At 73.6% G+C, this 25,791-nt stretch carries 21 protein-coding genes; 9 read left to right on the forward strand and 12 right to left on the reverse strand.

What is annotated here, in order from left to right:
• Positions 1–120 precede the first annotated feature (120 nt).
• The 5 genes from glpD to H7344_RS12450 form a co-directional block, all read right to left on the reverse strand.
• A complete protein-coding gene (gene glpD / locus H7344_RS12430; protein ID WP_186346346.1) occupies positions 121–1,866 on the reverse strand; it encodes a glycerol-3-phosphate dehydrogenase in 1,746 nt (581 codons plus the stop codon).
• On the reverse strand, positions 1,863–4,637 hold the full coding sequence (locus H7344_RS12435; RefSeq protein WP_186346347.1) for an alpha-amylase family glycosyl hydrolase: 2,775 nt from the start codon (positions 4,635–4,637) through the stop codon (positions 1,863–1,865). Before H7344_RS12435 ends, glpD begins: the two co-directional genes overlap by 4 nt.
• Before the next feature lie 107 nt (positions 4,638–4,744).
• Positions 4,745–5,569 (reverse strand): carbon-nitrogen hydrolase family protein, encoded by an 825-nt coding sequence (locus tag H7344_RS12440; protein WP_186346348.1) that lies wholly within the window; start codon positions 5,567–5,569, stop codon positions 4,745–4,747.
• Positions 5,566–6,024 (reverse strand): ribonuclease HI, encoded by a 459-nt coding sequence (rnhA, locus tag H7344_RS12445; protein ID WP_186346349.1) that lies wholly within the window; start codon positions 6,022–6,024, stop codon positions 5,566–5,568. Before rnhA ends, H7344_RS12440 begins: the two co-directional genes overlap by 4 nt.
• Positions 6,025–6,050: 26 nt before the next feature.
• Positions 6,051–7,157: a GuaB3 family IMP dehydrogenase-related protein gene (locus H7344_RS12450; RefSeq protein WP_186346350.1), complete on the reverse strand. Its 1,107-nt coding sequence runs from the start codon at positions 7,155–7,157 to the stop codon at positions 6,051–6,053.
• Between the two features lie 70 nt (positions 7,158–7,227).
• Here H7344_RS12450 and H7344_RS12455 point away from each other — a divergent pair, with 70 nt between their 5' ends.
• Together H7344_RS12455 and H7344_RS12460 are read left to right on the forward strand one after the other, a co-directional pair.
• On the forward strand, positions 7,228–7,806 hold the full coding sequence (locus tag H7344_RS12455; protein ID WP_186346351.1) for a SigE family RNA polymerase sigma factor: 579 nt from the start codon (positions 7,228–7,230) through the stop codon (positions 7,804–7,806).
• Positions 7,803–9,080: a hypothetical protein gene (locus H7344_RS12460; RefSeq protein WP_186346352.1), complete on the forward strand. Its 1,278-nt coding sequence runs from the start codon at positions 7,803–7,805 to the stop codon at positions 9,078–9,080. The genes H7344_RS12455 and H7344_RS12460 overlap by 4 nt, the downstream gene beginning before the upstream one ends.
• On the opposite strand, the gene guaB is transcribed toward H7344_RS12460, so the two are convergent.
• Positions 9,065–10,567 carry an IMP dehydrogenase gene (guaB, locus tag H7344_RS12465; RefSeq protein ID WP_186346353.1) on the reverse strand — a complete coding sequence of 501 codons (1,503 nt, stop codon included), beginning with the start codon at positions 10,565–10,567 and terminating at the stop codon, positions 9,065–9,067. The two genes, H7344_RS12460 and guaB, sit on opposite strands and share 16 nt — an antisense overlap.
• Before the next feature lie 272 nt (positions 10,568–10,839).
• Positions 10,840–11,745: a GNAT family N-acetyltransferase gene (locus H7344_RS12470; protein WP_186346354.1), complete on the reverse strand. Its 906-nt coding sequence runs from the start codon at positions 11,743–11,745 to the stop codon at positions 10,840–10,842.
• 97 nt (positions 11,746–11,842) lie between these two features.
• Between H7344_RS12470 and H7344_RS12475 the strand changes: the two genes are divergently transcribed.
• Genes H7344_RS12475 through H7344_RS12485 form a run of 3 tightly spaced genes read left to right on the forward strand, consistent with a single transcriptional unit; the run spans position 11,843 to position 15,187 of the window.
• Positions 11,843–13,354: a glycosyltransferase family 39 protein gene (locus H7344_RS12475; protein ID WP_186346355.1), complete on the forward strand. Its 1,512-nt coding sequence runs from the start codon at positions 11,843–11,845 to the stop codon at positions 13,352–13,354.
• A gap of 52 nt (positions 13,355–13,406) precedes the next feature.
• Positions 13,407–13,931, forward strand: coding sequence for a SigE family RNA polymerase sigma factor (locus tag H7344_RS12480; RefSeq protein ID WP_186346356.1), 525 nt, complete (start codon positions 13,407–13,409; stop codon positions 13,929–13,931).
• A complete protein-coding gene (locus H7344_RS12485) occupies positions 13,925–15,187 on the forward strand; it encodes a hypothetical protein (RefSeq protein WP_186346357.1) in 1,263 nt (420 codons plus the stop codon). Before H7344_RS12480 ends, H7344_RS12485 begins: the two co-directional genes overlap by 7 nt.
• A 183-nt stretch (positions 15,188–15,370) precedes the next feature.
• On the opposite strand, the gene groL is transcribed toward H7344_RS12485, so the two are convergent.
• Both groL and groES read right to left on the reverse strand, forming a co-directional pair.
• Positions 15,371–16,993: a chaperonin GroEL gene (gene groL / locus H7344_RS12490; protein WP_186346358.1), complete on the reverse strand. Its 1,623-nt coding sequence runs from the start codon at positions 16,991–16,993 to the stop codon at positions 15,371–15,373.
• A 92-nt stretch (positions 16,994–17,085) separates the two neighbouring features.
• On the reverse strand, positions 17,086–17,382 hold the full coding sequence (gene groES / locus H7344_RS12495; RefSeq protein WP_166195350.1) for a co-chaperone GroES: 297 nt from the start codon (positions 17,380–17,382) through the stop codon (positions 17,086–17,088).
• A 196-nt stretch (positions 17,383–17,578) separates the two neighbouring features.
• Between groES and H7344_RS12500 the strand changes: the two genes are divergently transcribed.
• A complete protein-coding gene (locus H7344_RS12500) occupies positions 17,579–18,754 on the forward strand; it encodes a class I SAM-dependent methyltransferase (RefSeq protein ID WP_186346359.1) in 1,176 nt (391 codons plus the stop codon).
• Positions 18,755–18,767: 13 nt separating this feature from the next.
• Here H7344_RS12500 and H7344_RS12505 read toward each other — a convergent pair whose 3' ends face one another.
• The 3 genes from H7344_RS12505 to H7344_RS12515 form a co-directional block, all read right to left on the reverse strand.
• Positions 18,768–19,832, reverse strand: coding sequence for a cobalamin B12-binding domain-containing protein (locus H7344_RS12505; protein ID WP_260989502.1), 1,065 nt, complete (start codon positions 19,830–19,832; stop codon positions 18,768–18,770).
• Between the two features lie 77 nt (positions 19,833–19,909).
• Complete coding sequence (locus H7344_RS12510; protein ID WP_186346361.1) at positions 19,910–20,533, reverse strand: MBL fold metallo-hydrolase; 624 nt, start codon at positions 20,531–20,533, stop codon at positions 19,910–19,912.
• The gene (locus H7344_RS12515) at positions 20,530–21,630 is read right to left on the reverse strand and encodes an S-(hydroxymethyl)mycothiol dehydrogenase (protein ID WP_186346362.1); all 1,101 of its coding nucleotides are present in this window, start codon (positions 21,628–21,630) and stop codon (positions 20,530–20,532) included. The genes H7344_RS12510 and H7344_RS12515 overlap by 4 nt, the downstream gene beginning before the upstream one ends.
• 163 nt (positions 21,631–21,793) lie before the next feature.
• Here H7344_RS12515 and H7344_RS12520 point away from each other — a divergent pair, with 163 nt between their 5' ends.
• From H7344_RS12520 to H7344_RS12530, 3 genes are all read left to right on the forward strand, one after another.
• Positions 21,794–22,348 (forward strand): SigE family RNA polymerase sigma factor, encoded by a 555-nt coding sequence (locus tag H7344_RS12520; protein WP_186346363.1) that lies wholly within the window; start codon positions 21,794–21,796, stop codon positions 22,346–22,348.
• Positions 22,345–23,481 carry a hypothetical protein gene (locus H7344_RS12525; protein ID WP_186346364.1) on the forward strand — a complete coding sequence of 379 codons (1,137 nt, stop codon included), beginning with the start codon at positions 22,345–22,347 and terminating at the stop codon, positions 23,479–23,481. Before H7344_RS12520 ends, H7344_RS12525 begins: the two co-directional genes overlap by 4 nt.
• Positions 23,482–23,556: 75 nt before the next feature.
• Positions 23,557–25,743, forward strand: a complete 2,187-nt coding sequence (locus H7344_RS12530; RefSeq protein ID WP_186346365.1) for an MMPL family transporter — start codon at positions 23,557–23,559, stop codon at positions 25,741–25,743.
• The last annotated feature ends 48 nt before the right edge of the window (positions 25,744–25,791 follow it).

Below are 25,791 nucleotides of genomic sequence, written 5' to 3' on the forward strand. Positions count from 1 at the left end.
TGACGTGGCTCTCAGCGCCGCCAGCATCGGTGGAACGCGTTCTAGTTGTCAATGACACGTGTCAACCAGGCTCCGCCGGTCGAGCAGGGAGGCGCCCCGGCGCCGACGTCAGCGACGAGGTCAGACGATGTCGGGGGCGCTGACCCGGGCCTCGTCGGCTTCCTGGTCGGTGAGCTGGCGCTGGCTCTGCCGCTCCGCCTCGACGCGGCGGAGGTAGTGGTCGACCTCGTCGGCGGTGCGGGCGTCGTCCCAGCCGAGCTCGGCGGCCATCAGCGCGGCGACACCGGCGGCGGCGCGGGTGCCGCGGTCGAAGGTCTCGATGGAGATGCGGGTGCGGCGGGTGAGGACGTCGTCGAGGTGGCGGGCGCCCTCGTGGGTGACGGCGTACACGACCTCGGCCGCGAGGTGCTCGTCCGCGGCCTCGAGCGGCTGCCCGAGCTCCGGCCGCTGCTCGATCAGCGCGAGGAGGTCGTCGACGAGCGCGCCGTACCGCCCCAGCAGCGCGTCGATCCGCGCGACGTGCAGCCCGGACCGTCGCGCGAGAAGCACCCGCTGGTTGGTCCGCGCCTCCCAGCCGTCGGCGCCGAGCAGCGGGACGCGGTCGGTGATCGAGGGCCGCACGGCCAGGTTCCCGGTGGTGCGCAGCGAGTGGGCGGCGGCGTCGACGGCGTCCTGCGCCATGACGCGGTACGTCGTCAGCTTGCCGCCGGCGATCATCACGAGCCCGGGGACGGGCGTGACCACGGTGTGCTCGCGCGAGATCTTCGAGGTGGTCTCCGACTCCCCGCGCAGGAGCGGCCGCAGGCCGGCGTACACCCCCTCGACGTCGTCGTGGTCGAGCGGCTCGCGCAGGATCGCGTTGACCCGGTCCAGGACGTACTCGATGTCGGTGCGGCTCGCGGCCGGGTGGGCCTTGTCGAGGTCCCAGGCGGTGTCGGTGGTGCCGATGACCCAGTGCCGGCCCCACGGGATGACGAACAGCACCGAGGTCTCTGTGCGGACGATGAACCCGGCCTCGGAGCGGATCCGGTCGCGCGGCACGACCAGGTGGATGCCCTTCGAGGCCTGGACGTGCAGCGCGCCGCGGCCGCCGACCATCTCCTGCACCTCGTCGGTCCAGACACCGGCAGCGTTGACGACCGCCCTGGCCCGGACCTCGATCTCGCGGCCGGTCTCGAGGTCGGTCGCGCGGACCCCGACGACCCGCTCGCCCTCGCGGAGGAACCCGGTCACCTTGGTGCGGGTCGCGACGGCCGCGCCGTGGGCCGCCGCGGTGCGGGCGAGGGTGAGCACCAGGCGGGCGTCGTCGACCTGGCAGTCGTGGTAGCGGATCGCGCCGGTGACGGTCTCGGCGCGGAAGTCCGGCGCCATCCGGGCGACCTGCCGCCGGGTGAGGTGCCGGTGCCGCGGCAGGCCGGAGCCGCCGGGCGCGAGCGCGGCCATGCCGTCGTACAGCGCGAGCCCCGCGCCGACGTACGGCCGCTCCCAGCCGCGGTGGGTCAGCGGGTAGAGGAACGGCACCGGCCGGACCAGGTGCGGCGCGAGCCGGGTGAGCAGCAGCCCCCGCTCGTGCAGCGCCTCGCGCACGAGGCCGAAGTCGAGCATCTCGAGGTATCGCAGGCCGCCGTGCACGAGCTTCGAGGAGCGGCTGCTGGTGCCGCTGGCGAGGTCGCGCTGCTCGACCAGGGCGGTGGACAGGCCGCGGGTGACGGCGTCGAGCGCGACCCCGGCGCCGACGACACCGCCCCCGACCACGAGCACGTCGAGCTCGTGGTCGGGGGCGGCCAGCCGGTCGAGGGCCGCCTCGCGGGCGGCGGGGCCCAGCGCGCTCGGGTCGGGACGGACGGGCGCGCCGGGCGAGCTCATGGCTCCAGTGTGGCCGACGGCTCGTGACTGACCTGGTCCCAGGTGAAGCGGTAGGTCGCTCCACCCTCGGGGACATCGAGCACCAGGTTGTCGCCGCCGGCCGCTCCCCCGGCTCCGTAGTTCTCGTCCCAGGAGCCGTCGACAGCGACCTTCCACTCGTAGCTGCCGGCGGGCAGCTCGAAGGACGCGTGCCACCGGCCGTCGCTCGGGTCGAAGGCCAGCCGGCTCTCCTCGCACGCAGGATCCCAGTCGGCGGCGCAGCCGATCTCGTCCTGGAGGCTGCCGGCGACCGTCACGCTCTCGCGGGCCGGCGTCGGCGCCGCGGTGGTGACGGCGACGGGACCGCCGACGACCCGCGGCGTGCCGGGCTCGAGCAGCACGGCGCGGTAGCGGACCCGCGTGCCGAGCGGCAGCCCGGAGACGTCGTCGCGGAGCGTGTACGCCGGCGAGCTGGTGTCGGTGCCGAGCACCTGCCACGCGCCGTCCCCGACGCGCCGCTCGAACCGCACCGACTGGCCCGGCCGCTCCGGGTCGACCGTCGCGGTGACCGTGACGGGGTCGACGTTGCTCACCGTGCCGTCCTCGCCGGACGTGGTGACGTCGACCGTCGGCGGCGCCACCCGGGTCGTGCGGACCCCGCTGGTCCGGCTGTGGCCGCGGTTGTCGAGGACGGCCGCGCGGTAGGTCACCTTCGCGCCGGTCGCGAGGTCGCGGGTGTCGTGGAAGACCCGGTAGGGCGCGGAGTCGTCGGTGCCGATGTCGCGCCAGCGTCCCTTCCCGACCTTCGCCTGGAAGGTCACCTCGTAGAAGGAGTCGCCGCCGACCTTCGCGGTCACCTTCGTGCGGCTGCGGGCGACCTTCGTCGGCGAGGGCTTGGCCAGGCGGATCGACGGTGCCCTGCGCGAAGCCGGGATCCGCTGGGTCGAGGCGTAGACGACCGCGCCGAGCGCCGGCACGGTCACGCGGAGGTCGCCGTCGCGGGCGCTGCGGCGCGTCGCCGGTCCCTCGCCGTGGACCTTGCGGAAGCCGCCGGCGGTGACCCACGTCGGCACCCGGACGGACCGGCGCTGCTCGGCGGTGTTGAGCACGACGACGTACTCCCGCTGCTGGCGGCGGTCGATGCGGGAGAAGGCGACGGCGTCCTCGCCGGCCACGCGCACCTGCTGGGCGCCGCGGCGCAGGGCGGGGTGCCGCTCGACCAGCCGGTCGAGGGCCGCGACCGCACGGTAGAGCGGGTGGTCGGTGTCGAAGCTGTCGGTGGCCGGCGTCTCCTCGGAGCCGAGCTGGTCGTCGTCGACGTACTCGGGGACCTGGCTGGCGAACATCGTCTGCCGCGCGAGCTGGTCGCCGCCGGTGCCGGTGAAGCCCTGCTCGTCGCCGTAGTAGACGACCGGGTTGCCGCGCGAAAGGTACATCAGCTCGTGCGCGAGGAGGTCGCGACGCAGCATCTCCTCCGGCGTCCGCTCGGGGTCGTCGGTGGCGAGGAAGTGGCCGAACCGGCCCATGTCGTGGTTGCCGAGGAAGGTCGGCAGGGAGTGCACGTTGCTGTCGGCGTCGGTGTACCAGTCGTCGTCGCGGAAGAACCGCGCCAGCGCCCGGCCGCTCCCCTCCTTGGACACGAAGTCGCGCGCGGCCCACTGGAACGGGAAGTCGAGGATCGCCTGCATCCCGTTGTGGGTCGTGTAGTGCGACGTGAACGCCTTGGCCGCGGCGTCGCTGCCGTCGAGGGCGACCTCGCCGAACATGAAGAAGTCCGGCTTGCCGTGGCTGCGGGCGAAGTCGAGGAGGCCCGGCCCGAACTCCTGCCAGAACGCGTCGTCGACGTGCTTCATCGTGTCGATGCGGAAGCCGTCGATGCCGAAGTCCTCGACCCAGGTGCGGTAGATGTCGACCATCCCGTCGACCACCCGCGGGTGCTCGGTGAACAGGTCGTCGAGGCCGAAGAAGTCGCCGTACTGGCTGTCCTCGCCGGTGAACGTCGTGTTGCCGCGGTTGTGGTAGAGCGTCGGGTCGTTCAGCCAGGCCGGGACCTTGAGGTCCTCCTCGCCCGGCTCGAGCACCGGCGTGTAGGGGAACGACGTGGCGGGGTCCAGCTCGGGGAACGCGCGCCCGCCGGTGTGGTCGCGGTCGTCGAACGGCGTGCCGTCGGCCGTGCGGTAGGGCTCGACGTCCTTGGGGACGTACGCCGTCCGCGCGCCCTCCTCGTAGCCGATGACGTCGGCGGTGTGGTTGGTGATGATGTCGAAGAAGACCTTGATGCCCCGGTCGTGCGCGGCGTCGACGAGCTCGGTGAGGTCGGCGTTGGTGCCCAGGTGCGGGTCGATGCGGGTGAAGTCGGTGATCCAGTAGCCGTGGTAGCCCGCCGAGGGGCCGTCCTCGAGCTGCACGGCCTTGTTCTTGAACACCGGGGTCAGCCAGATCGCGTCTGTGCCGAGGCCCTCGATGTAGTCCAGCTGCGCGCGCAGGCCGTCGAGGTCGCCGCCGTTGAAGTAGCCCTTCGCGGTCGGGTCGAAGCCGTGCTCGTCCCGGCCGCCGTCGATGCCGCCGGTGTCGTTGGCCGGGTCGCCGTTGGCGAACCGGTCGGCCATCACGAAGTAGAAGCTGTCGTCGGTGATCCCGGCGCGCAGCGCGGGCTGGGCGATGCCGCGGCCGGGGTCGCGGCGGTCGCCCTCGGCCGGAGGAGCGGGAGCCGCGGAGACCGGCGCGGTCGGCCAGAGCAGCGCCAGCGCAGCGGCGCCGGCGACGAGGGTGGATGGGACGGTACGACGCACGACAGCCTCCCGAGTGATGGCGCTCACACGACCTGGTGAGAGCCAGGACCCTAGAGCGGTCCGCCGACAGCCGACAACCACCAGGTGGGGGAAGGTCGCGCGAGCCTTCAGCCGCGGACCCGGGCGCCCAGCGAGGCCAGGTGGTCGTGGTGCATCGAGTGCCGCGCGCGGGTCGCCTCGACCAGCGCCGGGTCCAGCTCGCCCACGGCCAGTCCCTCCTCCTCGCCGAGCCGCTCGAGCGGCCGGCCCTCGGGGTCGTAGACCGCCGAGCCGCCGATGAAGGAGCTGCCGCCGCACCGGCCGGTGAGGCCGGAGAAGACGACGTAGAAGGAGTTCTCCACCGCACGCGCCGCGTAGTAGAGGTCGCGCCGGTGCTCGCCGCCCGGGAAGTACGCCGCGGAGCTGAGGTAGCCGAGCGCGCCGTCGACCGCCGCGGCCCGGGCGTGCTCGGGGAAGCAGCCGTCGTAGCAGATGCTCAGCCCCAGCTCGACGCCGTCGACGGTGATCGAGCAGCCGTGGTCGCCGGCTGCGAACCACGGCAGCTCGGAGGGGTCGACGTGCTGCTTGTCGTACGGCACGGTCACCTCGCCGTCCGGGCGGACCACGACCGAGGACAACGTACGGCGGTCCGCGCGCTGCAGGGCGGTGCCCGCGACGACGACGAGATCGGCCGCCCGGGCCACCTCGCGGAGCGGGTCGAGCTCGGGGCCGGCCAGCCGCTCGGCCGTCGGGAGCGGGCCGTCGAACGCGGAGGCGTCGTACCCCGTCAGGAACGCCTCGGGCAGCACCAGCACGCGCACGCCCCGGTCGCCGGCGTCGGCGGCGAGTCGGGCCGCGGTGGCGACGTTCGCGGCGAGGTCGCCGGCGACCGCCTCGGCCTGCCCGGCGGCCACCAGCAGCGGAGCCGGCTGCCGGGCTCCCTGCCGGGTCATGCCCGGGCCGCCGCGACCGCCTCGGCCAGTCCGCGGGTTGCGAGCCGGTCGGCGCGCTCGTTGCCCTCGTCGCCGTTGTGGCCCTTGACCCAGTGCCACTCGACGTCGTGCTCGGCGCAGGCGGCGACGAGCCGGCGCCAGAGGTCGGCGTTCTTCACCGGCTCCTTGGCCTTGGTCTGCCAGCCGTTGCGCTGCCAGCCGATGACCCAGGAGGTGATGCCGTTCCGCACGTAGGTGCTGTCGGTGTAGAGGTGCACGACCGAGCGGCGCTTCAGGGCCTCGAGCGCCTCGATCGGCGCGGTGAGCTCCATCCGGTTGTTCGTGGTCTGCTCGGCCGAGCCACCGCAGAGCTCGAGCTCGTGGACACCCTGCCGCAGCAGCGCTCCCCAGCCGCCGGGGCCGGGATTGGGCACGCACGCCCCGTCGGTGTGGATGGTGACGGGCTGCTCGCTCACGGGCCGAGGGTAGTCGGCGCCCGCCGTCAGACGACGACGACCTCGACCCGCTGGAACTCCTTGACCTCGGTGTAGCCGGTCGTGGCCATCGAGCGCTTGAGCGCACCGATGAGGTTCATCGTGCCGTCGGCGACGCGGGAGGGGCCGAAGAGGATCTCCTCGAGCGTGCCGACGGTGTCGAGGTGGACCCGCTGGCCGCGCGGCAGGTCCGCGTGGTGCGCCTCGGTGCCCCAGTGGAAGCCGTGGCCGGGCGCGTCGGTGGCCCGCGCGAACGGCGAGCCGACCATGACCGCGTCGGCGCCGCAGGCGATCGCCTTGGCGAGGTCGCCGGACTGGCCGATGGAGCCGTCGGCGATGACGTGGACGTAGCGCCCGCCGGACTCGTCGAGGTAGTCGCGGCGGGCCGCGGCGACGTCGGCCACGGCCGAGGCCATCGGCACGGCGACGCCGAGCACGGTGCGGGTCGTGTGGGCCGCGCCGCCGCCGAAGCCGACCAGCACGCCGGCCGCACCGGTGCGCATCAGGTGCAGCGCCGCCTGGTGGGTCGCGCAGCCGCCGACGATGACGGGGACGTCGAGCTCGTAGATGAACTCCTTGAGGTTCAGCGGCTCGGCCTGGGACGAGACGTGCTCGGCCGAGACGGTCGTGCCCCGGATGACGAACATGTCGACGCCCGCGTCCACCACCGTCTTGGCGAACTCCTTGGTCCGCTGCGGCGACAGGGAGCCCGCGACGGTCACGCCGGCCTCGCGGACCTGACGGAGCCGCTCGGTGATCAGCTCGGCCTTCACCGGCTCGGTGTAGATCTCCTGGAGCCGGCGGGTCGCGTCGTGCCCCTGGAGGCCGGCGACCTCCTCAAGCAGCGGCGCCGGGTCGTCGTACCGCGTCCAGATGCCCTCGAGGTTGAGCACCCCGAGCCCGCCGTGCCGGCCGAAGGCGATCGCGGTCTCCGGCGACATCACCGAGTCCATCGGCGCCGCGAGCACCGGGATGTCGAACCGGTAGGCGTCGATCTGCCAGTCGGTGCTGACCTCCTCGGGGTCGCGCGTGCGCCGGGAGGGCACGATCGCCACGTCGTCGAAGGAGTAGGCGCGCCGCGCCCGCTTGGCCCGGCCGATCTCGATCTCGGTCACCGTCGAACCCTACCGAGGAAGTCCGACACCCCGGGCAACCGTTCGTCGGTGCCGCCCGGTAGAGGTGGTCATGGACACCCTGACCGGCGAGCGGTCGACGACCTCGGGAGCAGACGTGGGCGCACACCCCGGCGGAGCGCCGGACTTCGACGCGTTCGTCGCGGCCCGCTCGACCGACCTGTTGCGCACGGCGTACCTGCTGACCCGTGACGCCGCGCTGGCCGAGGACCTCCTGCAGACAGCGCTGGCCAAGGCGTGGTTCGCGTGGTCGCGCATCGAGGGCAACCCCGAGCCCTACGTCCGCAGGATCCTCGTCAACACCTTCGCGTCCTGGTGGCGGCGCCGCTGGAACGGCGAGCAGCCCTGGGCCGAGCCGCCCGAGCCGCCGCCGGCCGCGGGCGTGGAGGCCGGCGTCGACCAGCGCCAGGACCTGTGGACGGCGATGGGCCGCCTGCCCCGACGGCAGCGCGCCGTCGTCGTCCTGCGCTTCGTCGAGGACCTCTCCGAGGCCGAGACCGCGCGGCTGCTCGGCATCAGCACCGGCACCGTCAAGAGCCAGACCAGCAAGGCCCTGGCGAAGCTGCGGATCGACCCCGCGCTCGCCTTCCCGAGCACCGCTCCTGCGAGCACCACGGAGGACCCGGCATGAGCACCCTGGACGACCTGCGCGAGACCCTGCTCGCCCACCGCGAGGACGTCGACGACACCGGCGCCCACCTGCGGTCGGCAGCCGTCCACCAGCGGGTCAGGGCGGTACGCCGTCGCCGCACCGCGGTCGCGTCCGTCGCGGCGGTCGTCGTGCTGGTCGGCGGCGTCGCGGGCGTCTCGGGCCTGCGCCTTGACCCGACCCCCGACGTCGCCGGGCCGGTCGTGCTGGGCCTGGACGTGCCGCAGGAGCTGCGCCTCGACGGGTTCCCCTACGAGCTGGTCGACGCCGACGGCGTCGCCCCGGGCGAGCGCGTCGACCTGCCGGACGACCAGGAGCAGCGCGCCGTCACCCTGGTCGCCCGCGACCTCGGTGAAGGCACCGCGACCCTGCTCGCCGACGGCGAGCCGGTGGCGCGGGTCCTCGACGACGGCCTGTCCGCGCCGTCCCTGGTCCACGGCCCCGCCCGCCTCCAGGTCCGGCTCGACGGCGCCGACGAGTCCACCCGCGTGAGCGTCGCGCTCTACGCCGCGACCGGTGGGCTCGCGCCGGGCGTCACCGACGGCACCGCGGTCTTCCGCGACGAGGTCGCCGGCGAGCCGCTGCTCGCCGGCGCCTTCTCCGAGCCCGGCGTGGCCGAGGTCGAGCTGAGCGTCACCGGCGCGCTCGGCGACCTCCGGTTCACCGACCACTGCCGGGGGGTCGGCGACGACGCGGTGCTGCACGTCGAGGTCGACGGCGAGGGCTGGAGCAGCGGCGGCTGCGACGACGGGCCGGACGCCGGCCGCGGCGGCACCTGGGCGCACACCGACGACCGGCCCGCGGAGCACACCGTGCGCGCGTGGGTGACCGACGGACCCGACGGCCCGCTGGTGGAGTCCGCCGACGTGGTGGTCGGCGTGGCGGCGTACGAGCGTCGTCCGGCGGAGGTGCAGGCGCTCGGCGAGGACGTCGCCGAGGTCGTCGAGCACGACGGGCGCCGCTGGGAGCTCGACGAGGTGCGCCGCCAGCCGGAGCCCGGCGAGCCGTTCACGACGCAGGTCGAGGCCGACGAGGACGTCCTGCTGGGGCTGGTCTCGCAGGGCGACCGCGTCCACCTGCGGTGGTCCGGCGGGCGCGACCGGGGCGAGTCCACCCGCTACACCGGCGAGGGCTCCGTCGGTCCGGGCACGGGCGTCGACACGCTGCTGCTGGCCGGCGAGCGGTACGACGTGGCCGTCCTCAGCGACGGCGACGCACCGTTCCGCGCCGCCGTGCTGGTCTACCGGCCGTTGTAGTTGGGCGCCTCGGCGGTCATCTGCACGTCGTGCGGGTGGCTCTCCTTGAGCGAGGCCGAGGTGATCCGCACGAACTTGCCCTTGTCCTGCAGCTCGGGCACCGTCCGCGCGCCGATGTAGAACATCGACTGGGTCAGGCCGCCGATCAGCTGGTGGGCGACGGCGGCCAGCGGGCCGCGGTAGGCGACCTGGCCCTCGACGCCCTCCGGCACGATGAGGTCGTCGCTGACGACCTCCGCCTGGAAGTAGCGGTCCTTGGAGTAGGACTTCTTGCCGCGGCTGCTCATCGCGGCGAGCGAGCCCATGCCGCGGTAGGCCTTGTACTGCTTGCCGTTGACGAAGATCAGCTCGCCCGGCGACTCGTCGCACCCGGCCAGCAGCGACCCGATCATCACGCTGTCGGCTCCGGCGACGAGCGCCTTGGCGATGTCGCCGGACTGCTGGAGGCCGCCGTCGGCGATGACCGGCACCCCGGCGGGTCGGCACGCCAGGGACGCCTCGTAGACCGCGGTGACCTGCGGTACGCCGGCGCCGGTCACGACCCGCGTCGTGCAGATCGAGCCGGGGCCGAAGCCGACCTTGACGGCGTCCGCGCCCGCGTCGACGAACGCCTGCGCGCCGTCCCGCGTGGCGACGTTGCCGCCGATGACCTGCACGTGCTTGGTCGCCGGATCGGTCTTGAGCCGGCGGACCATGTCGAGCAGCAGCCGGACGTGCCCGTGCGCGGTGTCCGCGATCAGGACGTCGACGCCGGCGTCGATCAGCGTGGTCGCCCGCTCCCAGGCGTCACCGAAGTAACCGATCGCGGCACCCACCATCAGCCGGCCGGACGCGTCGTTCGAGGCGTGCGGGAACTGCTCGGACTTCACGAAGTCCTTGACGGTGATCAGCCCGACCAGGCGGCCCTGGTCGTCGACCAGCGGCAGCCGCTCCTTCTTGTGGCGGCGCAGCAGCACCGTCGCGTCGTCACGCGAGATGCCAGCCGGCCCGGTCACCAGACCCTCGGTCGTCATGACCTCGTCGACCTTCGTGGTGGCCCACTCCGCGACCGGGGTGAACCGCAGGTCGCGGTTGGTGATGATGCCCAGCAGCCGCTGGTCGCCGTCGACCACCGGGAAGCCCGACACGCGGTACTCCCCCGCCAGCCGGTCCAGCTCCTCCAGCGTCGCGTCCGGCCCGATCGTCACCGGGTTGGAGATGATCCCCGTCTGGGTCCGCTTCACCAGGTCCACCTGGTAGGCCTGGTCCTCGATCGACAGGTTCCGGTGCAGCACGCCGAGACCGCCCTGCCGCGCCATCGCGATCGCCATCCGCGACTCGGTCACGGTGTCCATCGCAGCGCTGACCAGCGGCACCTTGAGGCTGATCTCGCGGGTCAACCGGCTCGTCGTGTCGATGTCCGACGGCGCCAGGTCGGAGTACCCCGGCAGCAGCAGGACGTCGTCGTAGGTGAGACCGAGGGCGGCGAACTTGTCCGGGAGCTCCACCCCACCAGCCTACTGGCGCCCACCCGGCCCTCCTTCTTCCGGTGGCCGAGGCGGACTGGGTTGCGGTTCGGTGCCTGGGTGGGCGCGTCGGGGTCACCGGTTAACCGGTGACCGCTGCACATATCGGGGCAGATCTGCCCCGATATGTGCAGGGATCGCGTCCGTCGTGAGGTTGCTGGGGCTGCGGAGGCTGGTGAGCCGACAGGCTGGCTCACGGCCCGCGGGGTTCCGACACGCTCCGCGCCGGGCGCCTCGCTGCTCGACCAACCGGCTCAGGCGGCGGGAAGCGGACGGAGGTCGCGGACGGGGACGCGCACGGTGAGGACGTCGCCGGCGAGGCGGATCCGGCCCCGCATGCCGGCGGCGAGCACCATCGGGAGGACCGCCTGGTTGTCGGAGCGGGTCGTGAGGACGATCTCCTGCGCGCCCCGCGAGTGCGCGAGGCGGGCGACGTCGACGAGCAGTCGGGTGCCGATGCCGCGACGCTGCCAGGCGGGGTCGACCCGCAGCACGACCGGACGGGCAGCGGGGTCGTCGGCGAGGGAGGCCTGCACCGTGGCCAGGCCAACGACGACGCCGTCGACGACCGCCGAGATCGAGTCTCCGTCGACGACGTGCTCGGGCGTGGTGCCGCCGCCGAGCCGGCGGCCCGGGGACACCGCGATCGCCGAGTCCGTCCTCGTCCGCTGCAGGACGTCGCTCACGAGGTCGGCCAGCGCCGACCCGCGGGCGTGCTCGGTGGCGGTGAACGCGGCGGTCCGACGTACCTGCACCTGCACGCCGCCCACGGTCAGCTCCATGACGTCCTGCGGCGGGCCGTCGGGGTCGACGGGGTCCGCCTCGGCGTCGAAGAGCACGGCGAGGACCTCGGGGAAGGACATCGGCGAGGCGAGGATGGTGCGGGCGGCCTGGACGTAGCGCGTGGGCTGGTCGCCGAGCGCCGCCTCGGTGCACGGCTGGACGACGACGTTCCGGCCGCCGGCGCGCTCGACGAGGTGCGCGGTGCCGGAGGCGCCCCACCCGGCCGGCGTGCTGAGCACCAGCTCGTCGGTGACGGCCTCGATCCCGGGGAAGATCTGCAGGCCGAGGATGTTCACGCCGGCCCGCCCGCAGTGCTCGGCGAGCACCGCCAGCGCACCGGGTCGGTCGGGAAGGGTCGTCCGCACTCGCCACAACATGCGGCTCAGCGTGGACGTGCGACGTTGCCCAGCAGGGTCCGTGGTGTTTCGCCGGTGCTACGGCGGCTGGTCCGGAGCGGTCTGGGAACCTGGGCGCATGCTCGAGCGCCGGCACGCCTTCTCCCAGCGGGTCGAGGCCGTGGTCGACTCGAGGTGGACGGTGCCGGTGGCGGCGGCGCTCGCGTTCCTGCTGCGACTGCCGGGGCTGACCCGCCCGCTGCGCGCCGACGAGGCGGGGTTCACCCTGGTCGCGCGGGGCTGGGACCCGCGACCGGACAGCGTGTACGGCGACCTCTTCGTCGACCGACACCCGCTGGTCGTGGCCGTGTTCGGCCTCAGCGACCGCATCGGCGGCGAGCACGCGATCCGCCTGGTCGGCGCTCTCGCGTGCGCGCTCGCGGTGCTCGGTGCGGCCGCGGTCGCGCGCCGGGTCGGCAGCGAGCGCAGCGCCCGCTGGACGGCGGTCGCGGTGGCGGCGCTGCTGACCAACACCGTCATCGACGCGGTGGCGGTCAAGGGCGAGATCCTCGCGCTGCCGTTCCTGCTCGGCTCGATCCTGCTCTCGCTGGACGCGCTGGCCCGTCGGTCCGCGCCACTGGCCGCGGGGGCCGGGCTGCTCGCGACGACCGCGCTGGGGATGAAGCAGAACCTCGTCGGCGCGCTCGTCTTCGGTGCCGCCCTGCTCCTGGCCGGCCACCTCGCCGGGCGGGTCGACCGCCGCACGACGCTCCGGCTCGCCGCGGCCGCGGTCGCCGGCGCCGCCGTACCCGTCCTCGCGACCGTCCTCTGGGCGCGGGCGGCGGACGTGGACCTGGCCGAGGTCTGGTACGCCGTCTACGGCTTCCGACTCGACGCCAACGACGTGCTGAGCGAGAGCTCCTCCGACGCGCCGACCGCCCGTGCGGTGACGCTCGCGTTCGTGGCGCTGGCGGCCGGCATGGTCGCGGTGATCGGCGGGTTCCTCGTCCACGTCCGGCGCGAGTGGCGGGCCGACCCGGTGCTGACCGCGGCGACGCTGGCGATCGTGCTGGCCGACGTGGCCGCGCTGGTCATGGGTGGGAGCTACTGGCGCGACTACCTCTTCGGGCTGGTGCCGGCGACCGCGCTGTGCGCCGCCCTGCTGGCCCGCCACCGGACCGGCCGCGGGCGGGCGATGCGCGCCGTCATCGGGCTCAGCGCCGTGTCCTCGCTGGTGTGCCTGCTGGGCTGGGTGGGCTGGAACGCGCTGGACTTCCAGGAGTTCAGCGAGGCCGACACCGGCACCGCGGTCGCAGCCGTGGCCGAGCCCGAGGACACGCTGGTCGTCTTCGGCGGCCGCGCCGACCTCCAGCTGCGCAGCGGCCTGCCGACGCCGTACCCGCACCTGTGGAGCCTGCCGATGCGCACCCTCGACCGCGGCTACGACGACCTGCGCTCCCTCGTCGAGGGGCCGGACGCCCCGACCTGGCTGGTGCAGTGGGTGCCGTGGGGCGCGTGGGGAGCCCCCGGCGCCGAGGAGCTGTACGACGCCGTGCGGGCGCGCTACGAGCGGCACGGCACCGGCTGCTCGGACCGGCCGGTCTACCTGCTCGAGGGGCTGGACCGGCCGCCGCTCGAGCCGGTCTGCTGAACCGGTGGGCGGCGCCGTGCAACCCGACGACCGCTCGATGCGTTTCCCACGCATGCAGCTGACGAGACGGCGGGACGCGGCGTCGGACGAGGCGTTCACCGAGTTCGCCGCGTCCTCCCAGGCGCGCCTGCGCCGGACGGCGTACCTGCTGTGTGGCGACTGGGACCGCGCCGCGGACCACGTCCAGGAGGGGCTGGTGCGCCTCTACGTGCGCTGGCCGCGGCTGGTGCGCGACGGCAGTGAGCTCGCGTACGCCCGCAAGGCGGTGGTGAGCGCGTTCCTGGACGCGAGCCGGCGTCGTTCGAGCACCGAGGTGCCTCGCGAGGACGACCCGACGGTCGGCTCCGGCGAGGACGTCGCCGCCGCCGTGACCGACCGGGCAGCCCTGCTGTCGGCGCTCGCGGACCTGCCCGAGCGACAGCGCGCATGCGTCGTCCTCCGCTACTTCGAGGACCTCGACGTGCGTGCGACGGCCGCGGCCCTGGGGTGCACCGAGGGAACGGTCAAGAGCCAGACCTCCCGCGCTCTCTCGTCGCTGCGCTCGACCCTGGAGACCGAGAGGAGCCTGACATGGTGAACGAGCTGCGCGAGCTGCTGCGCGAGACGGCCGCCCACCCGCCCGAGGGTGGCGTGGAGGTTGCGGAGGTGCTGGCCGGCGGGCGGGCGCGGGTACGCCGCCGCAGCGCGACCGTCGCCGGTGCCGGTGCCGCCGCGGCGGTCGCCGGGGTCGTGGCCGTCACCGCGCTCGTCGCCGGTCCCGGGGACGGCGACGCCGCCCGCGTGGCCGGTGACCCCGGGAGCGACAACCGCCCCGTCGGGCCGGTCCTGACATTGGCCGATGCCCGGCCGGCCACCCCGGGCGACCAGCTGCGGGAGGTCGCCGCCCTCGCCAACGACGACCTCGACCGCGCGAACGGGACGTACCTGGTCGGCGCCACGCCCGACGGGCTGCTCGTGGAGCGGGAGGGACCACGCGGCCTGGCCAACGACAGCCTGGTGACGCTCGTCGACCCCGCCACGGGCGGGCGCGACGTCCTGCCGGGCGGGCGTCAGCAGGTCGAGGACCTGCTCGCCGCCGACGAGGACCGGCTGGTCTTCCGAGGCCAGCGGGCGCAGGGCGACGAGCTGGCGGCGGTCGTCTACGACCGGGCAGACCGCTCGTGGTCCACCGTGCGCTGGGACCTGCCGGCCGAGGTCGCGTACGCCGCGGACGTGCACGACGGCCGGCTCCACGTCGGCGTCGACACGGGTGGGGAGATCCAGCGGTTCGACCTCTGGTCGCTCTCCCTGACCGACGGCGACGACGTGCGCGACGAGGGCGAGGTCGTCGGCGACTTCACCGTCGGCCCGGAAGGCACGGCCTGGACCGGGACGCACAACGAGCCGAACGACTCGCTCACGGTGGTCGACCCCGACGGGGACCGCCGCACGTTCGACCCGCGCTCCGGCGACCGCTGCAACCAGCTGGGCATGGCACGTGTGGGCGAGGTCGTCGCGCTGTCGCAGTACTGCGGCCGGACCGGGGACGTCCGCGACGACCGGGTGCAGGTGCTCACCGACACCGGCGAGCCGGTCGTGACGATCCAGGACGACGGGATCGAGCTGGCGGGCGCGAGCGACGACGGCGTGCTGGTGACGGCGTACGGCCCGGGCGAGCGGGCGGGTACGTACTTCTACGAGCTCGACAGTGCCCGGCTGTGGCGGATCGGCGGCGACGTGGGCCGGTTCGGCTCGGGGTGGTCCGGGCAGCGGCCCGGCGCCTGGTTCTCCTGGTCGACGGCGGTCAACGGCGGCCGGGGCGCGACCCAGCACGTCGGCGACTGGGTCGGCTGACCCGCCTCTCCGGCGGCGGACCTGCGCGGTCTGATGCTGCCCAGCGTGCGCCCCGCCGCACGCTCAGCAGCACGAGGCCGGTTCGGGGTGGGAGGCGCGTCCTGGTACGCCGAACGGCGCCGGCCCCCTGCTGGGGACCGGCGCCGCCGGGTGGTGCTGGGGTGCTCGAGAGGAGCGGGTCACTCAGTGGCCGTGACCGTGACCGTGGCCGGCGGCCGCGGTCTCGTCCTCCTCCTCGGGCTTGTCCACGATGAGCGTCTCGGTCGTCAGCAGCATCGCCGCGATCGAGGTGGCGTTGACCAGCGCGGAGCGGGTGACCTTGACCGGGTCGAGGACGCCCTGGGCGACCAGGTCGCCGTACTCGCCGGTGGCGGCGTTGTAGCCGTTGCCGACGCCGAGCTCGCGGACCTTGGTGGTCACGACGTAGCCGTTCTCGCCACCGTTCTCGGCGATCCAGCGCAGCGGCTCGTCGGCGGCCTTGCGGACGACGCGCACGCCGACGGCCTCGTCACCGGTGAGGCCGAGGTCGCCCTCGAGGACGGAGACCGCGTGGATGATCGCGGAGCCACCGCCGGGGACGATGCCCTCCTCGATCGCGGCGCGCGTCGCGGAGACGGCGTCCTCGATGCGGTGCTTCTTCTCCTTCAGCTCCACCTCGGTGGCGGCGCCGACCTTGATCACGCACACGCCGCCGGCCAGCTTCGCGAGGCGCTCCTGGAGCTTCTCGCGGTCCCAGTCGGAGTCGGTGGACTCGATCTCGGCCTTGATCTGGTTGACGCGGCCCTCGACCTCGGCGGCGTCACCGGCGCCGTCGACGATCGTGGTGTTGTCCTTGGTGATCACGACGCGGCGGGCCTGGCCCAGCACCTCGAGGCCGACCTGGTCGAGCTTGAGGCCGACCTCCGGGGCGACGACCTGACCGCCGGTCAGGGTCGCGATGTCCTGCATCATCGCCTTGCGGCGGTCGCCGAACGCCGGGCTCTTGACCGCGACGGCGTTGAACGTGCCGCGGATCTTGTTGACGACCAGGGTCGAGAGCGCCTCGCCCTCGACGTCCTCGGCGAGGATGAACAGCGGCTTGCCGGCCTGGATGACCTTCTCCAGCAGCGGGAGCAGCTCGGAGACCGAGGAGATCTTCCCCTGGTGCAGCAGGATGTAGGGGTCGTCGAGGACTGCCTCCATCCGCTCGGGGTCGGTCACGAAGTACTGGCTGATGTAGCCCTTGTCGAACTGCATGCCCTCGGTGAAGTCGAGCTCGGTGCCCATGGTGTTGGACTCCTCGACGGTGATGACACCGTCCTTGCCGACCTTGTCGAAGGCCTGCGCGAGCAGGTCGCCGATGTGGCTGTCGCGCGAGGAGATCGTGGCCACCGAGGCCATGTCCTCGCGGGTCTCGACCTCGCGGGCGGCATCGCGCAGCGCGTTGCCGACGGCCTCCGCGGCGGCGTCCATGCCGCGCTTGAGGCCCATCGGGTTCGCGCCGGCCGCGACGGCCTTGAGGCCCTCGTGGACCATCGCCTGGGCGAGGACGGTCGCGGTGGTGGTGCCGTCACCGGCGACGTCGTTCGTCTTGGTGGCGACCTCCTTGGTGAGCTGGGCGCCGAGGTTCTCGAACGGGTCGTCCAGCTCGATCTCACGGGCGACGGTCACGCCGTCGTTGGTGATCGTCGGGGCGCCCCACTTCTTGTCGAGGACGACGTAGCGGCCCTTGGGGCCGAGCGTCACCTTGACGGCGTTGGCGAGCGCGTCGACGCCGCGCTCGAGCGCGCGACGGGCGGACTCGTCGAACTCCAGGATCTTGGGCATGACTCTCCTAGCAGGTGGTGCGGGAAAGAGGACCGGGTCGTGTGCCGTCGGACGCGCCGAAGCGCGTCGTCAGGCACACGACCCGGGAGAGATCAGGAAACGATCGCGAGCACGTCGCGGGCGGAGAGGATCAGGAACTCCTCGCCGGAGTACTTGACCTCGGTGCCGCCGTACTTGCTGTAGATGACCTTGTCGCCCACGGAGATGTCCATGGGGACGCGCTCGTCGCCGTCGTCGTTGAAGCGGCCCGGGCCCACGGCCACGACCTCGCCCTCCTGGGGCTTCTCCTTGGCGGTGTCCGGGATGACCAGGCCGGAGGCCGTGGTCTGCTCGGCGTCGAGCGGCTTGACGACGATGCGGTCCTCGAGGGGCTTGATGTTGACCGACACGATGTCGACCTCCACTTTCAAACTCAGGTGTCTCAGGTGGGTGGTGCACGTCTGGTGCCTGCGGTCCCTCGCACGCCGTCGCGGGGGTCGTGCGTGGTGCGCAAGCGCTGGCACACTCACAGGGAGAGTGCCAGGACAGAAACTAGCACTCACCTCGCGCGAGTGCCAGGGACCCCTGCCCTGCGAGGATCCGACCGTGGACCTCGACGCCTTCCGCTGGCTGCTGACCGACGCCGGGCAGCGCCTGCTCGACCGGGCCGGCGGGCTGGTCGACGTCGACCCGCTGCTCGCGCAGACCACGCTGCGCCGCGAGGCCGACGCCGAGCACGCGGCCGCCGCCCTCACCCAGGCGCGCCTGCGGGTGCGGGCCGAGGCGAAGTTCGGCGACCTGGCCGCGCGGATGTACTTCACCCCCGACGGCCTGGAGCAGGCCACCCGGCTCGCCGTCGCCACCCACCGTGCCGCGCGGCTCCAGGCGTACGCCGCGCGGACCCTCGTCGACCTCGGCTGCGGCGTGGGCGGGGACCTCATCGCTGCGGCCCGGGCCGGCCTGACGTGCGCCGGCGTCGACCTCGACCCGGTGCGGGTCGCGGTGGCCGAGGCCAACCTCGCCGCGCTCGACCTGCCCGGCGCGGTGGTGGTCGCGGACGCGACGACCGTCGACCCCTCCCCCTTCGACGTGGCGTTCGCCGACCCGGCCCGCCGCGGCGCGCGCGGCCGCACGTTCGACGTCGACGACTGGACGCCGCCGTGGTCGTTCGTCGAGCGGCTCCTGCGCCGCGACTCGTGCGTCAAGGTCGCCCCCGGCATCCCGCACGACCTGGTGCCGTCCGGCGTCGAGGCCGAGTGGGTCAGCGACCGCGGTGAGGTCAAGGAGGCCGCGCTGTGGTCGGGCGGGCTGGCCACGACCGCCCGGCGCGCGACGGTCATCGGGGACGGCGGCCTCGCCACGGTCACCGACGAGGACGCCCCTGCGCTGGGCGACGGCGTCGACGTGCGCCCGGTCGGCCGGTACCTCTACGAGCCCGACGGCGCGGTCATCCGCGCCGGGCTGGTCACCGCCGTCGCGGCGGCCGTGCAGGGCGGGCTCGTCGACGAGCACATCGCCTACGTCACCGGCGACGCGGCGTACCGCTCGCCGCTCGCCCGCGGCTACGAGGTGCTCGAGGAGCTGCCGTACCGCGAGAAGGCGCTGCGGGCCGCGCTGCGCGAGCGACGCATCGGCACGCTGACGATCAAGAAGCGCGGCGTGGACGTCGTGCCCGAGCAGCTGCGCAAGCGGCTGGCGCTCAGCGGCGACGAGGAGGGCACGCTCGTGCTCACCCGCGTCGCCGGCGCCGGCACCGCGCTGCTGGTCCGGCCGCTGGCCTGACGCAGGCAGGCCCTCAGACGGTCGTGAGGCCGTCGGTCTGGCCGCCGTCGGTGGCGCCGCCCGGCGCCGCGGAGCCGGCCAGGTGCACCCGGGCGAGCGGGTGGCCGCGCAGGGGCACGGCCAGGAGCTCCCAGACCTCCGCGACGAGGTCCGCGCCGGCACCGCGCGCCTCCAGCACGCGCGTGAGCCAGTCGCGCGCCTCGACCATGATCGTCTCGTCGCCGGTGACGAGCGAGGCGGCCAGGCAGCCGAGCACGTGGTCGACCAGGTCCTCCAGCTCCGCCCACCAGCGCGCCCGGCGCGGAGCGGGGTGGCGGGCGGCGAGGGCGCGCAGGACGTACGGCGTGATCTCGTGGCGGAAGTCGTTCAACCAGGCCGCCTCGAGGTCGGCCGGGCTCGGCGGCTCGGGCGTGGCCGGAGGCAGCCGGCGCGGCAGCTGCTCGAGCAGGGCGAGGACGTCGCCGACCGACGCGGCGTACGCCGCCGCGCCGACCGCCGTGGCGCGCTGCGGGTCGCCGCCGAAGGCTGCACCGCCCGCGACGACCGGGATGCCGGTCGCGCGGACGTGCCCGAGCAGCGGCTTGAGCCGCGCCAGCGACGACGCGCGGGCGACGCTGACCAGCAGGGCGCGGGGCTTGCGGGTGAGCACCTGGCGCAGGAGGTCCTCGGCGGCGGCGTCACCGCCCGCGACGGTGGTGCGGTAGCCGGCGGCGCCGAGCGCCTCGGCGAGCACCAGCGCCGGCAGCTCCTCGCGCTCGACGGTGGCGACCACGACGAGCGGGCGGTCCGAGGGCGGCGGCGGGCTGAAGGAGCACAGCCAGTGGACGAGGCCCTCGTTGATCGAGGTGGCGAGCCGCTGCTGCTCGGCGCTCCACTCCCCCGCCAGCCACAGGCCGGCCACCCGCTCCTGGGCGGGGACGAGGACCTCGTCGATGATCTCGAGGTGGGTGCGGCCGTCCTCGTGCATCCGCTTGACGGCGTCGAGCGCGCTCGCCCGGTCACCGTTCCGCAGGGCCACCCAGTACTGCTCCCGAGGTGCGTCCACACGTACCGATTCCCCCGGACCGCGGGTGCTCATGCTTGGAGCGATCCAACGCCGGCCCCGGAGTGGTCCTCCGGGGCCGGCGTCGGGTCGGGCCGGGTGTGCGGGGCGGGTCAGGCGCCGAGGGTCTGCTTCTCCGCGCCGATGGTGGTGTCGTCACCGTGTCCGGTGTGGACGACCGTCTCGTCGGGCAGCGCGAAGAGCTTCGCGCGGATCGACGCCTCGAGCGTCGGTCGGTCGCTGAACGAGCGGCCGGTCGCGCCGGGGCCACCGTTGAACAACGTGTCGCCGGTGAAGACGCACCCGAGGTCCGGTGCCGCGAAGCAGATCGCACCGGGCGCGTGGCCGGGGGTGTGCAGCGCCCGCAGCGTCGCGCCGCCGACGGAGATCTCGAAGCCGTCGTCGAGGTCGACGTCCCACAGCCGGTCGGTGTGGGTGAGCTCCCACAGCGGCCGCTCGTCGGGGTGGAGCAGGATCGGCGCGCCCGCGCCGCCGTTGACCCGCTCGCGCAGCTCCGGGGCCACCCGGCAGTGGTCGTCGTGGGCGTGGGTCAGCAGGATCGCCTTGACCGTGCGGTCGCCGACCACGTCCAGGATCGCGTCGACCGAGTGCGGCGCGTCGATGACGACGCACTCGGTGTCGTCGCCGACGACCCAGATGTTGTTGTCGACGTCGAAGGTCTCCCCGTCGAGGCTGAAGGTGCCGCTGACGACCGCGTGGTCGACCCGCAGGCTCACAGGACCACCACCGAGCGGAGCACGTTGCCGTGGTGCATCTTCTCGAAGGCCGCCTCGACGTCGTCGATGCCGATCTCCTCGGTCACGAACGCATCCAGGTCGAGCCGGCCCTGCTGGTAGAGGTCGACGAGCATCGGGAAGTCGCGGGTCGGCAGGCAGTCGCCGTACCAGCTGGACTTCAGCGAGCCGCCACGGCCGAAGACGTCGATCAGCGGCAGCTGCGGCACCGTCATGTCCGGGGTCGGCACGCCGACCAGGACGACCGTGCCGGCGAGGTCGCGGGCGTAGAAGGCCTGCTCCCAGGTCTCCGGACGTCCCACGGCCTCGATGACGACGTCGGCGCCCTCCGCGCCGTCGTACACCTCGCCGCAGATCTCCTTGACCCGCGCGACGACGTCCTCCTTGGAGGAGTCGATCGTGTGCGTGGCGCCGAGCTTCTGGGCGGCCTCGAGCTTCTGGGCGTCGATGTCGACGGCGATGATCGGGCTCGCGCCGGCCAGCGCGGAGCCGGCGATCGCGGCGACGCCGACGCCACCGCAGCCGATGACCGCGACGGACTTGCCGCGGGTCACCGCACCGGTGTTGATCGCGGCGCCGATGCCGGCCATCACGCCACAGCCGAGCAGGCCGACGGCCGCCGGGCGGGCCGACGGGTCGACCTTCGTGCACTGCCCGGCGGCGACCAGCGTCTTCTCCGCGAACGCCCCGATGCCCAGCGCCGGGGACAGCTCGGTGCCGTCCTCGAGGGTCATCTTCTGCTTCGCGTTGTGGGTGTTGAAGCAGTACTGCAGCTCGCCGCGCTTGCACGCCCGGCACTCACCGCAGACCGCGCGCCAGTTGAGGACGACGAAGTCGCCCGGCGCCACGCCGGTCACGCCCTCGCCGACCGCCTCCACGACCCCCGACGCCTCGTGGCCGAGCAGGAACGGGAACTCGTCGTTGATCCCGCCCTGCCGGTAGTGCAGGTCGGTGTGGCAGACCCCGCAGGCCTGGATCTTCACGACCGCCTCGCCCGGGCCCGGGTCCGGCACGTTGATCGTGACCACCTCGACGGGCGCTCCCTCTGCTCGTGCGACGACCGCCTTGACCTGCTGCATGTGCTGCTCCTGCTTCTTCGTGGGGTTGGTCCGCGGCCACCCTAGGACCGCGGCTGCAACCATCCGTCGGCGCTTCGCGTCCTGAGGTCAGGAGACGAAGGACGGAGGGCGCATGCCACCCACCCGGGAGCTGCCCGCGGCGACCGACGCCGACACTGGGCGCATGACCGATCGCGGAGCGACGCGCGGGGCGACGCGCGACGCCGAGCTGACCGCGTGGCTCGCTGCGCGGCAGCCCGCACTGCTGCGCACGGCGTACCTCCTCACCGGCGACCGGCACGCCGCCGAGGACCTGCTGCAGACCTCGCTGGCCAAGCTGTACCTGTCCTGGGACAAGGTCCGCGACCGCGGCGCGATCGACGCCTACGCCCGCCGGGTCCTCGTCAACGAGCACACCTCGCTGTGGCGGCGCGGCTGGAAGCGGCGCGAGCACGCCACCGACACGGTGCCCGAGCCGGAGCCGGTGCTGGAGTCCTACGACGACGGCACGGCCGCGCAGGTCTGGGAGCTCGTCCAGGGCCTCCCGCGCCGGGCGCGCGCCGTCGTCGTCCTGCGCTACTACGAGCAGCTGACCGAGGCCGAGACCGCCGACGTGCTCGGCATCTCCGTCGGCACCGTCAAGTCCCAGTGCAGCCGCGCACTCGCCGCGCTGCGCGAGCGCACCCCGTCCCACCTGAACCCGAGCCTGGACCCGACCTCCCGGGAGGAGGAGCGATGACCGACCGCACCGAGGAGCGCCTCGAGCAGGGCCTCCGCTCCCGCGCCGACGTCCTGACCGAGGCGCCGCTGACGCTCGCCCACGTCAAGGCCACCGCCCGCACCATCCGCCGCCGGCGACGCTCCGTGGGCGCCGGCGTCGCCGCCGCCCTCGTCGCGGCCGTCCTGCTGCCCCTCGGCCTGGGCGGCGGCGACGACACCGCCGTCGTACCGGCTCCGCAGCCCGCCGTGGCACCTACGGGGTGGCTCACCGACGGGACCGTCCACCTGCTCGACGGCACCGAGGTCCCCCTCGGCGGCGTCTCCGAGGTCCGGGCCTGGGCGCCGCTGGGCGAGGGGTACGTCGCCGCCGGGACGCGCCAGGGCGCGGAGGTCGTGTCGCTGCACGACGCCGACGGCTCGCTCGAGACGACCTGGCCGGCCACCGGGCCGGCCTCGTTCGTGGTCGACGACGACGGCCGGCACGCGGCCTGGGTCCTCGACACCGGCGAGCCGGTCCTCCTCGACGCAGCGTCCGGGGAGATCGAGCGGCTGTCCTCGGCCGGCCTCGGCCGGAGGCCGCGACCGGTCGGCATCGCCGGGACCTGCCCGGACGAGTGCGGGGTGGTCCTGGCCGACGGGTCCGGGTCGACGTACCTCGTGCCGGCCGACGGGGCGGCCGAGCCGTTCCTGCCGAAGATCCCCCAGGTCGTCGCCCTCTCCCCCGACGACTCGCTGGTCGCGGGCCTGGTCGGCCCGGCGCCCGACGACATCCACAGCTGCGGCGGCGTGTGGTCCGCCGGGAGCGGGCAGGCCGCCTGGGAGGACTGCAACGACAACCAGTACCTCTTCTCCCCCGACAGCCGGTACGTCGCCACCACCTTCGCCGAGGGTCTCGGACCGAACTCGCTGCGGCTCAAGGACGCCGCCACCGGCGTGCTGGTCCACGAGATGCGCCGCGTGGACTGGATGCCCGAGCACGTCTGGGTCGACGACGAGCACGTGCTCGTCAACGTCCAGCGCGGCACCGAGTGGTCGCTGGTGCGGATCGGCGTCGACAGGACCGAGGAGGTGCTCGCCGGGCCGGCCCCGGGGGTGGACGAGGAGAAGTGGGGCATGCCGGTGTCGCCGTACCTCCTGCCGACCGGACCCTGACGTTCCCCTGGTGTTCCCCCGGGATGCAGGGAAAGGAGAGGCGCGGCGTCGGTGCGCAGCACTACGTTGTTCGCCGTGTTCAGCGCGCTCGGCAGACTTGCCTCCCGTCGTCCCTGGTTCGTCATCGCCGCCTGGGTGGTGCTCGCCGTCGCCGTCGTCTCCCTGGCGCCGACGCTCGAGACCACGCAGGAGGAGTCGGAGTTCCTGCCTGACCACTACGAGTCGATCAAGGCGGTGGAGCTGCAGGAGGAGAAGTTCCCCGGTGCGACGTCGCCCGCCGCTCTCCTGGTCTTCGAGCGCGAGGGCGGCGGGCAGCTGACCGTCGAGGACCAGGCGGCCGCCGGGCGGATCGCCGAGGAGCTCGGCCCGCGTCTGGGCGAGGAGACCTTCGTCCAGCAGGTCGTCGTCGTCGGGCCCGACGGCGAGCCCAACGTCTCCGAGGACGGCGAGCTGCTGCTCGGGATCGTCGGCCTGGCCGAGGACGCGACCGGCTTCGACCCACAGGCGTTCGAGGACGCCGAGGAGATGCGGACCGACCTCGCCGAGCTCGCCGAGGGCAGCGGCCTGGAGGTCACCACGACCGGCTCCGTGCCGCAGGGCCTGGACTCCCAGGAGTCGGGCGAGCGCGCGCTGGCCATCGTGGGCATCGCGACCATCGTGCTCATCGTCGCGCTGCTCGCGATCATCTTCCGCAGCGTGATCATCTGCCTGATGCCGATCGTGGTCGTCACGCTGGTGTCGATGGTGGCCACCGGGCTGATCGGCTGGGCCAACGAGGCCTTCGACCTCAAGGCCGACTCCTCGATCGAGACGATCCTGGTCGTCGTCCTCTACGGCATCGGCACCGACTACATCCTGTTCTTCCTCTTCCGCTACCGCGAGCGGCTGCGCCAGGGCGCCGACACCCGCGCCGCCGTCGTGCACGCGCTGGAGCGGGCCGGCGAGGCGATCGCCTCGGCGGGCGGCGCGGTCATCGTCGCGTTCCTCGCGCTGGTGCTCAGCTCGCTCGGCGTCTTCAAGGCGATCGGCCCCGCGCTGGCGATCGCGGTCGCGGTCACCCTCGTCGCCGCCCTCACCCTCGTGCCGGCCGTCGTCACGGTCCTCGGGCGCGCGCTCTTCTGGCCGTCGAAGAAGTGGCGCGAGGAGCCCGAGGCGGCCCGCTTCGCCCGCGCCGGCACGAGCCTGGGTCGGCGGCCCGGCTCCTTCGCGCTCGGCTCGGGCGCGGTGCTGGCGCTGCTCGCGGTCTTCGCGTTCGGGTTCAACCCGTCGTTCGACTTCAACTCCAGCCTGCCCGACGACGTCGAGTCGACCCAGGCGCTGGAGACCTTCCAGGACCACTTCGCCGCCGGTGCGAGCGAGCCGGTGCCGGTGCTGCTGCAGTCCTCCGACGGACAGCTCGCGCCCGACGCCCTCGAGCAGTTCCGCACCGACCTCGAGGGAGCCGAGGGCGTCGCGCAGGTCTACCCCGGCACGCCGTCGGAGGACGGCACGACCGCTCAGTTCATGATGGTGCTCGACAACGACCCCGTCTCCGACGCGGCTCTCCAGGACGTCAAGGGCCCCATCCGCGACCAGGCGCACGAGGCCGCTCCGGAGGGCACCGAGGCGTTCGTCGGCGGTACGCCGGGCATCTTCGCCGACCTCCAGAAGGCGATGGTCCGCGACTACACGGTCGTCTTCCCGGTCGCCGCGCTCGTCATCATGCTGATCCTCGCCCTGCTGCTGCGCAGCCTGGTCGCCCCGCTGTACCTCATGGCCGCGGTCGGGTTGAGCTTCGCGGCGACCCTCGGGGCGACGGTCATCGTCTTCCAGCACATCGGCGGCGAGAGCGGCCTGATCTTCATGCTGCCGATCTACATCTACCTGTTCGTCACCGCGCTCGGCACCGACTACAACATCCTGATGATCGCCCGCCTCCGCGAGGAGGCCCGCGAGGGCAAGGACCCCCGGGCGGCCGCGGCCGAAGCGCTCAAGCACGCCGGCCCGACCATCGCCGCCGCGGGCGTCATCCTCGCCGGCACGTTCGCCTCGCTGATGCTCAGCGGCAACAGCCTGATGATGTCGATGGGCTTCGCCCTGTCGTTCGGCATCATCATCGCGGCGTTCGTCATGTCGATGTTCTTCACCCCCGCCCTCACCGCGCTCATCGGGCACGCCGCGTGGTGGCCCGGCCACGCGGACCAGAAGCGCAGCCCCGGGTCGGGCTCGGGCTCCGACGCCGGCTCGTCCGACCGCGGCGCTGAGGTCTCGGCCGGCATGTAGGCGGCCTGCGCGGCGGTCCCGGGGCCTATCTGGGGCCGCCGCGGCACA

It is taken from the genome of Nocardioides deserti (assembly GCF_014266025.1).
GTDB lineage: Bacteria > Actinomycetota > Actinomycetes > Propionibacteriales > Nocardioidaceae > Nocardioides > Nocardioides deserti.

Excerpts from the sequence above, each read along its gene's own strand:
- glpD (WP_186346346.1), bottom strand. The coding sequence starts at position 1,866 with ATGAGCTCGCCCGGCGCGCCCGTCCGTCCCGACCCGAGCGCGCTGGGC.
- H7344_RS12440 (WP_186346348.1), bottom strand. The coding sequence starts at position 5,569 with ATGACCCGGCAGGGAGCCCGGCAGCCGGCTCCGCTGCTGGTGGCCGCC.
- H7344_RS12455 (WP_186346351.1), top strand. The coding sequence starts at position 7,228 with ATGGACACCCTGACCGGCGAGCGGTCGACGACCTCGGGAGCAGACGTG.
- H7344_RS12460 (WP_186346352.1), top strand. The coding sequence starts at position 7,803 with ATGAGCACCCTGGACGACCTGCGCGAGACCCTGCTCGCCCACCGCGAG.
- H7344_RS12470 (WP_186346354.1), bottom strand. The coding sequence starts at position 11,745 with ATGTTGTGGCGAGTGCGGACGACCCTTCCCGACCGACCCGGTGCGCTG.
- H7344_RS12475 (WP_186346355.1), top strand. The coding sequence starts at position 11,843 with ATGCTCGAGCGCCGGCACGCCTTCTCCCAGCGGGTCGAGGCCGTGGTC.
- H7344_RS12480 (WP_186346356.1), top strand. The coding sequence starts at position 13,407 with ATGCAGCTGACGAGACGGCGGGACGCGGCGTCGGACGAGGCGTTCACC.
- H7344_RS12485 (WP_186346357.1), top strand. The coding sequence starts at position 13,925 with ATGGTGAACGAGCTGCGCGAGCTGCTGCGCGAGACGGCCGCCCACCCG.
- groL (WP_186346358.1), bottom strand. The coding sequence starts at position 16,993 with ATGCCCAAGATCCTGGAGTTCGACGAGTCCGCCCGTCGCGCGCTCGAG.
- H7344_RS12505 (WP_260989502.1), bottom strand. The coding sequence starts at position 19,832 with ATGAGCACCCGCGGTCCGGGGGAATCGGTACGTGTGGACGCACCTCGG.
- H7344_RS12515 (WP_186346362.1), bottom strand. The coding sequence starts at position 21,630 with ATGCAGCAGGTCAAGGCGGTCGTCGCACGAGCAGAGGGAGCGCCCGTC.
- H7344_RS12520 (WP_186346363.1), top strand. The coding sequence starts at position 21,794 with ATGACCGATCGCGGAGCGACGCGCGGGGCGACGCGCGACGCCGAGCTG.
- H7344_RS12525 (WP_186346364.1), top strand. The coding sequence starts at position 22,345 with ATGACCGACCGCACCGAGGAGCGCCTCGAGCAGGGCCTCCGCTCCCGC.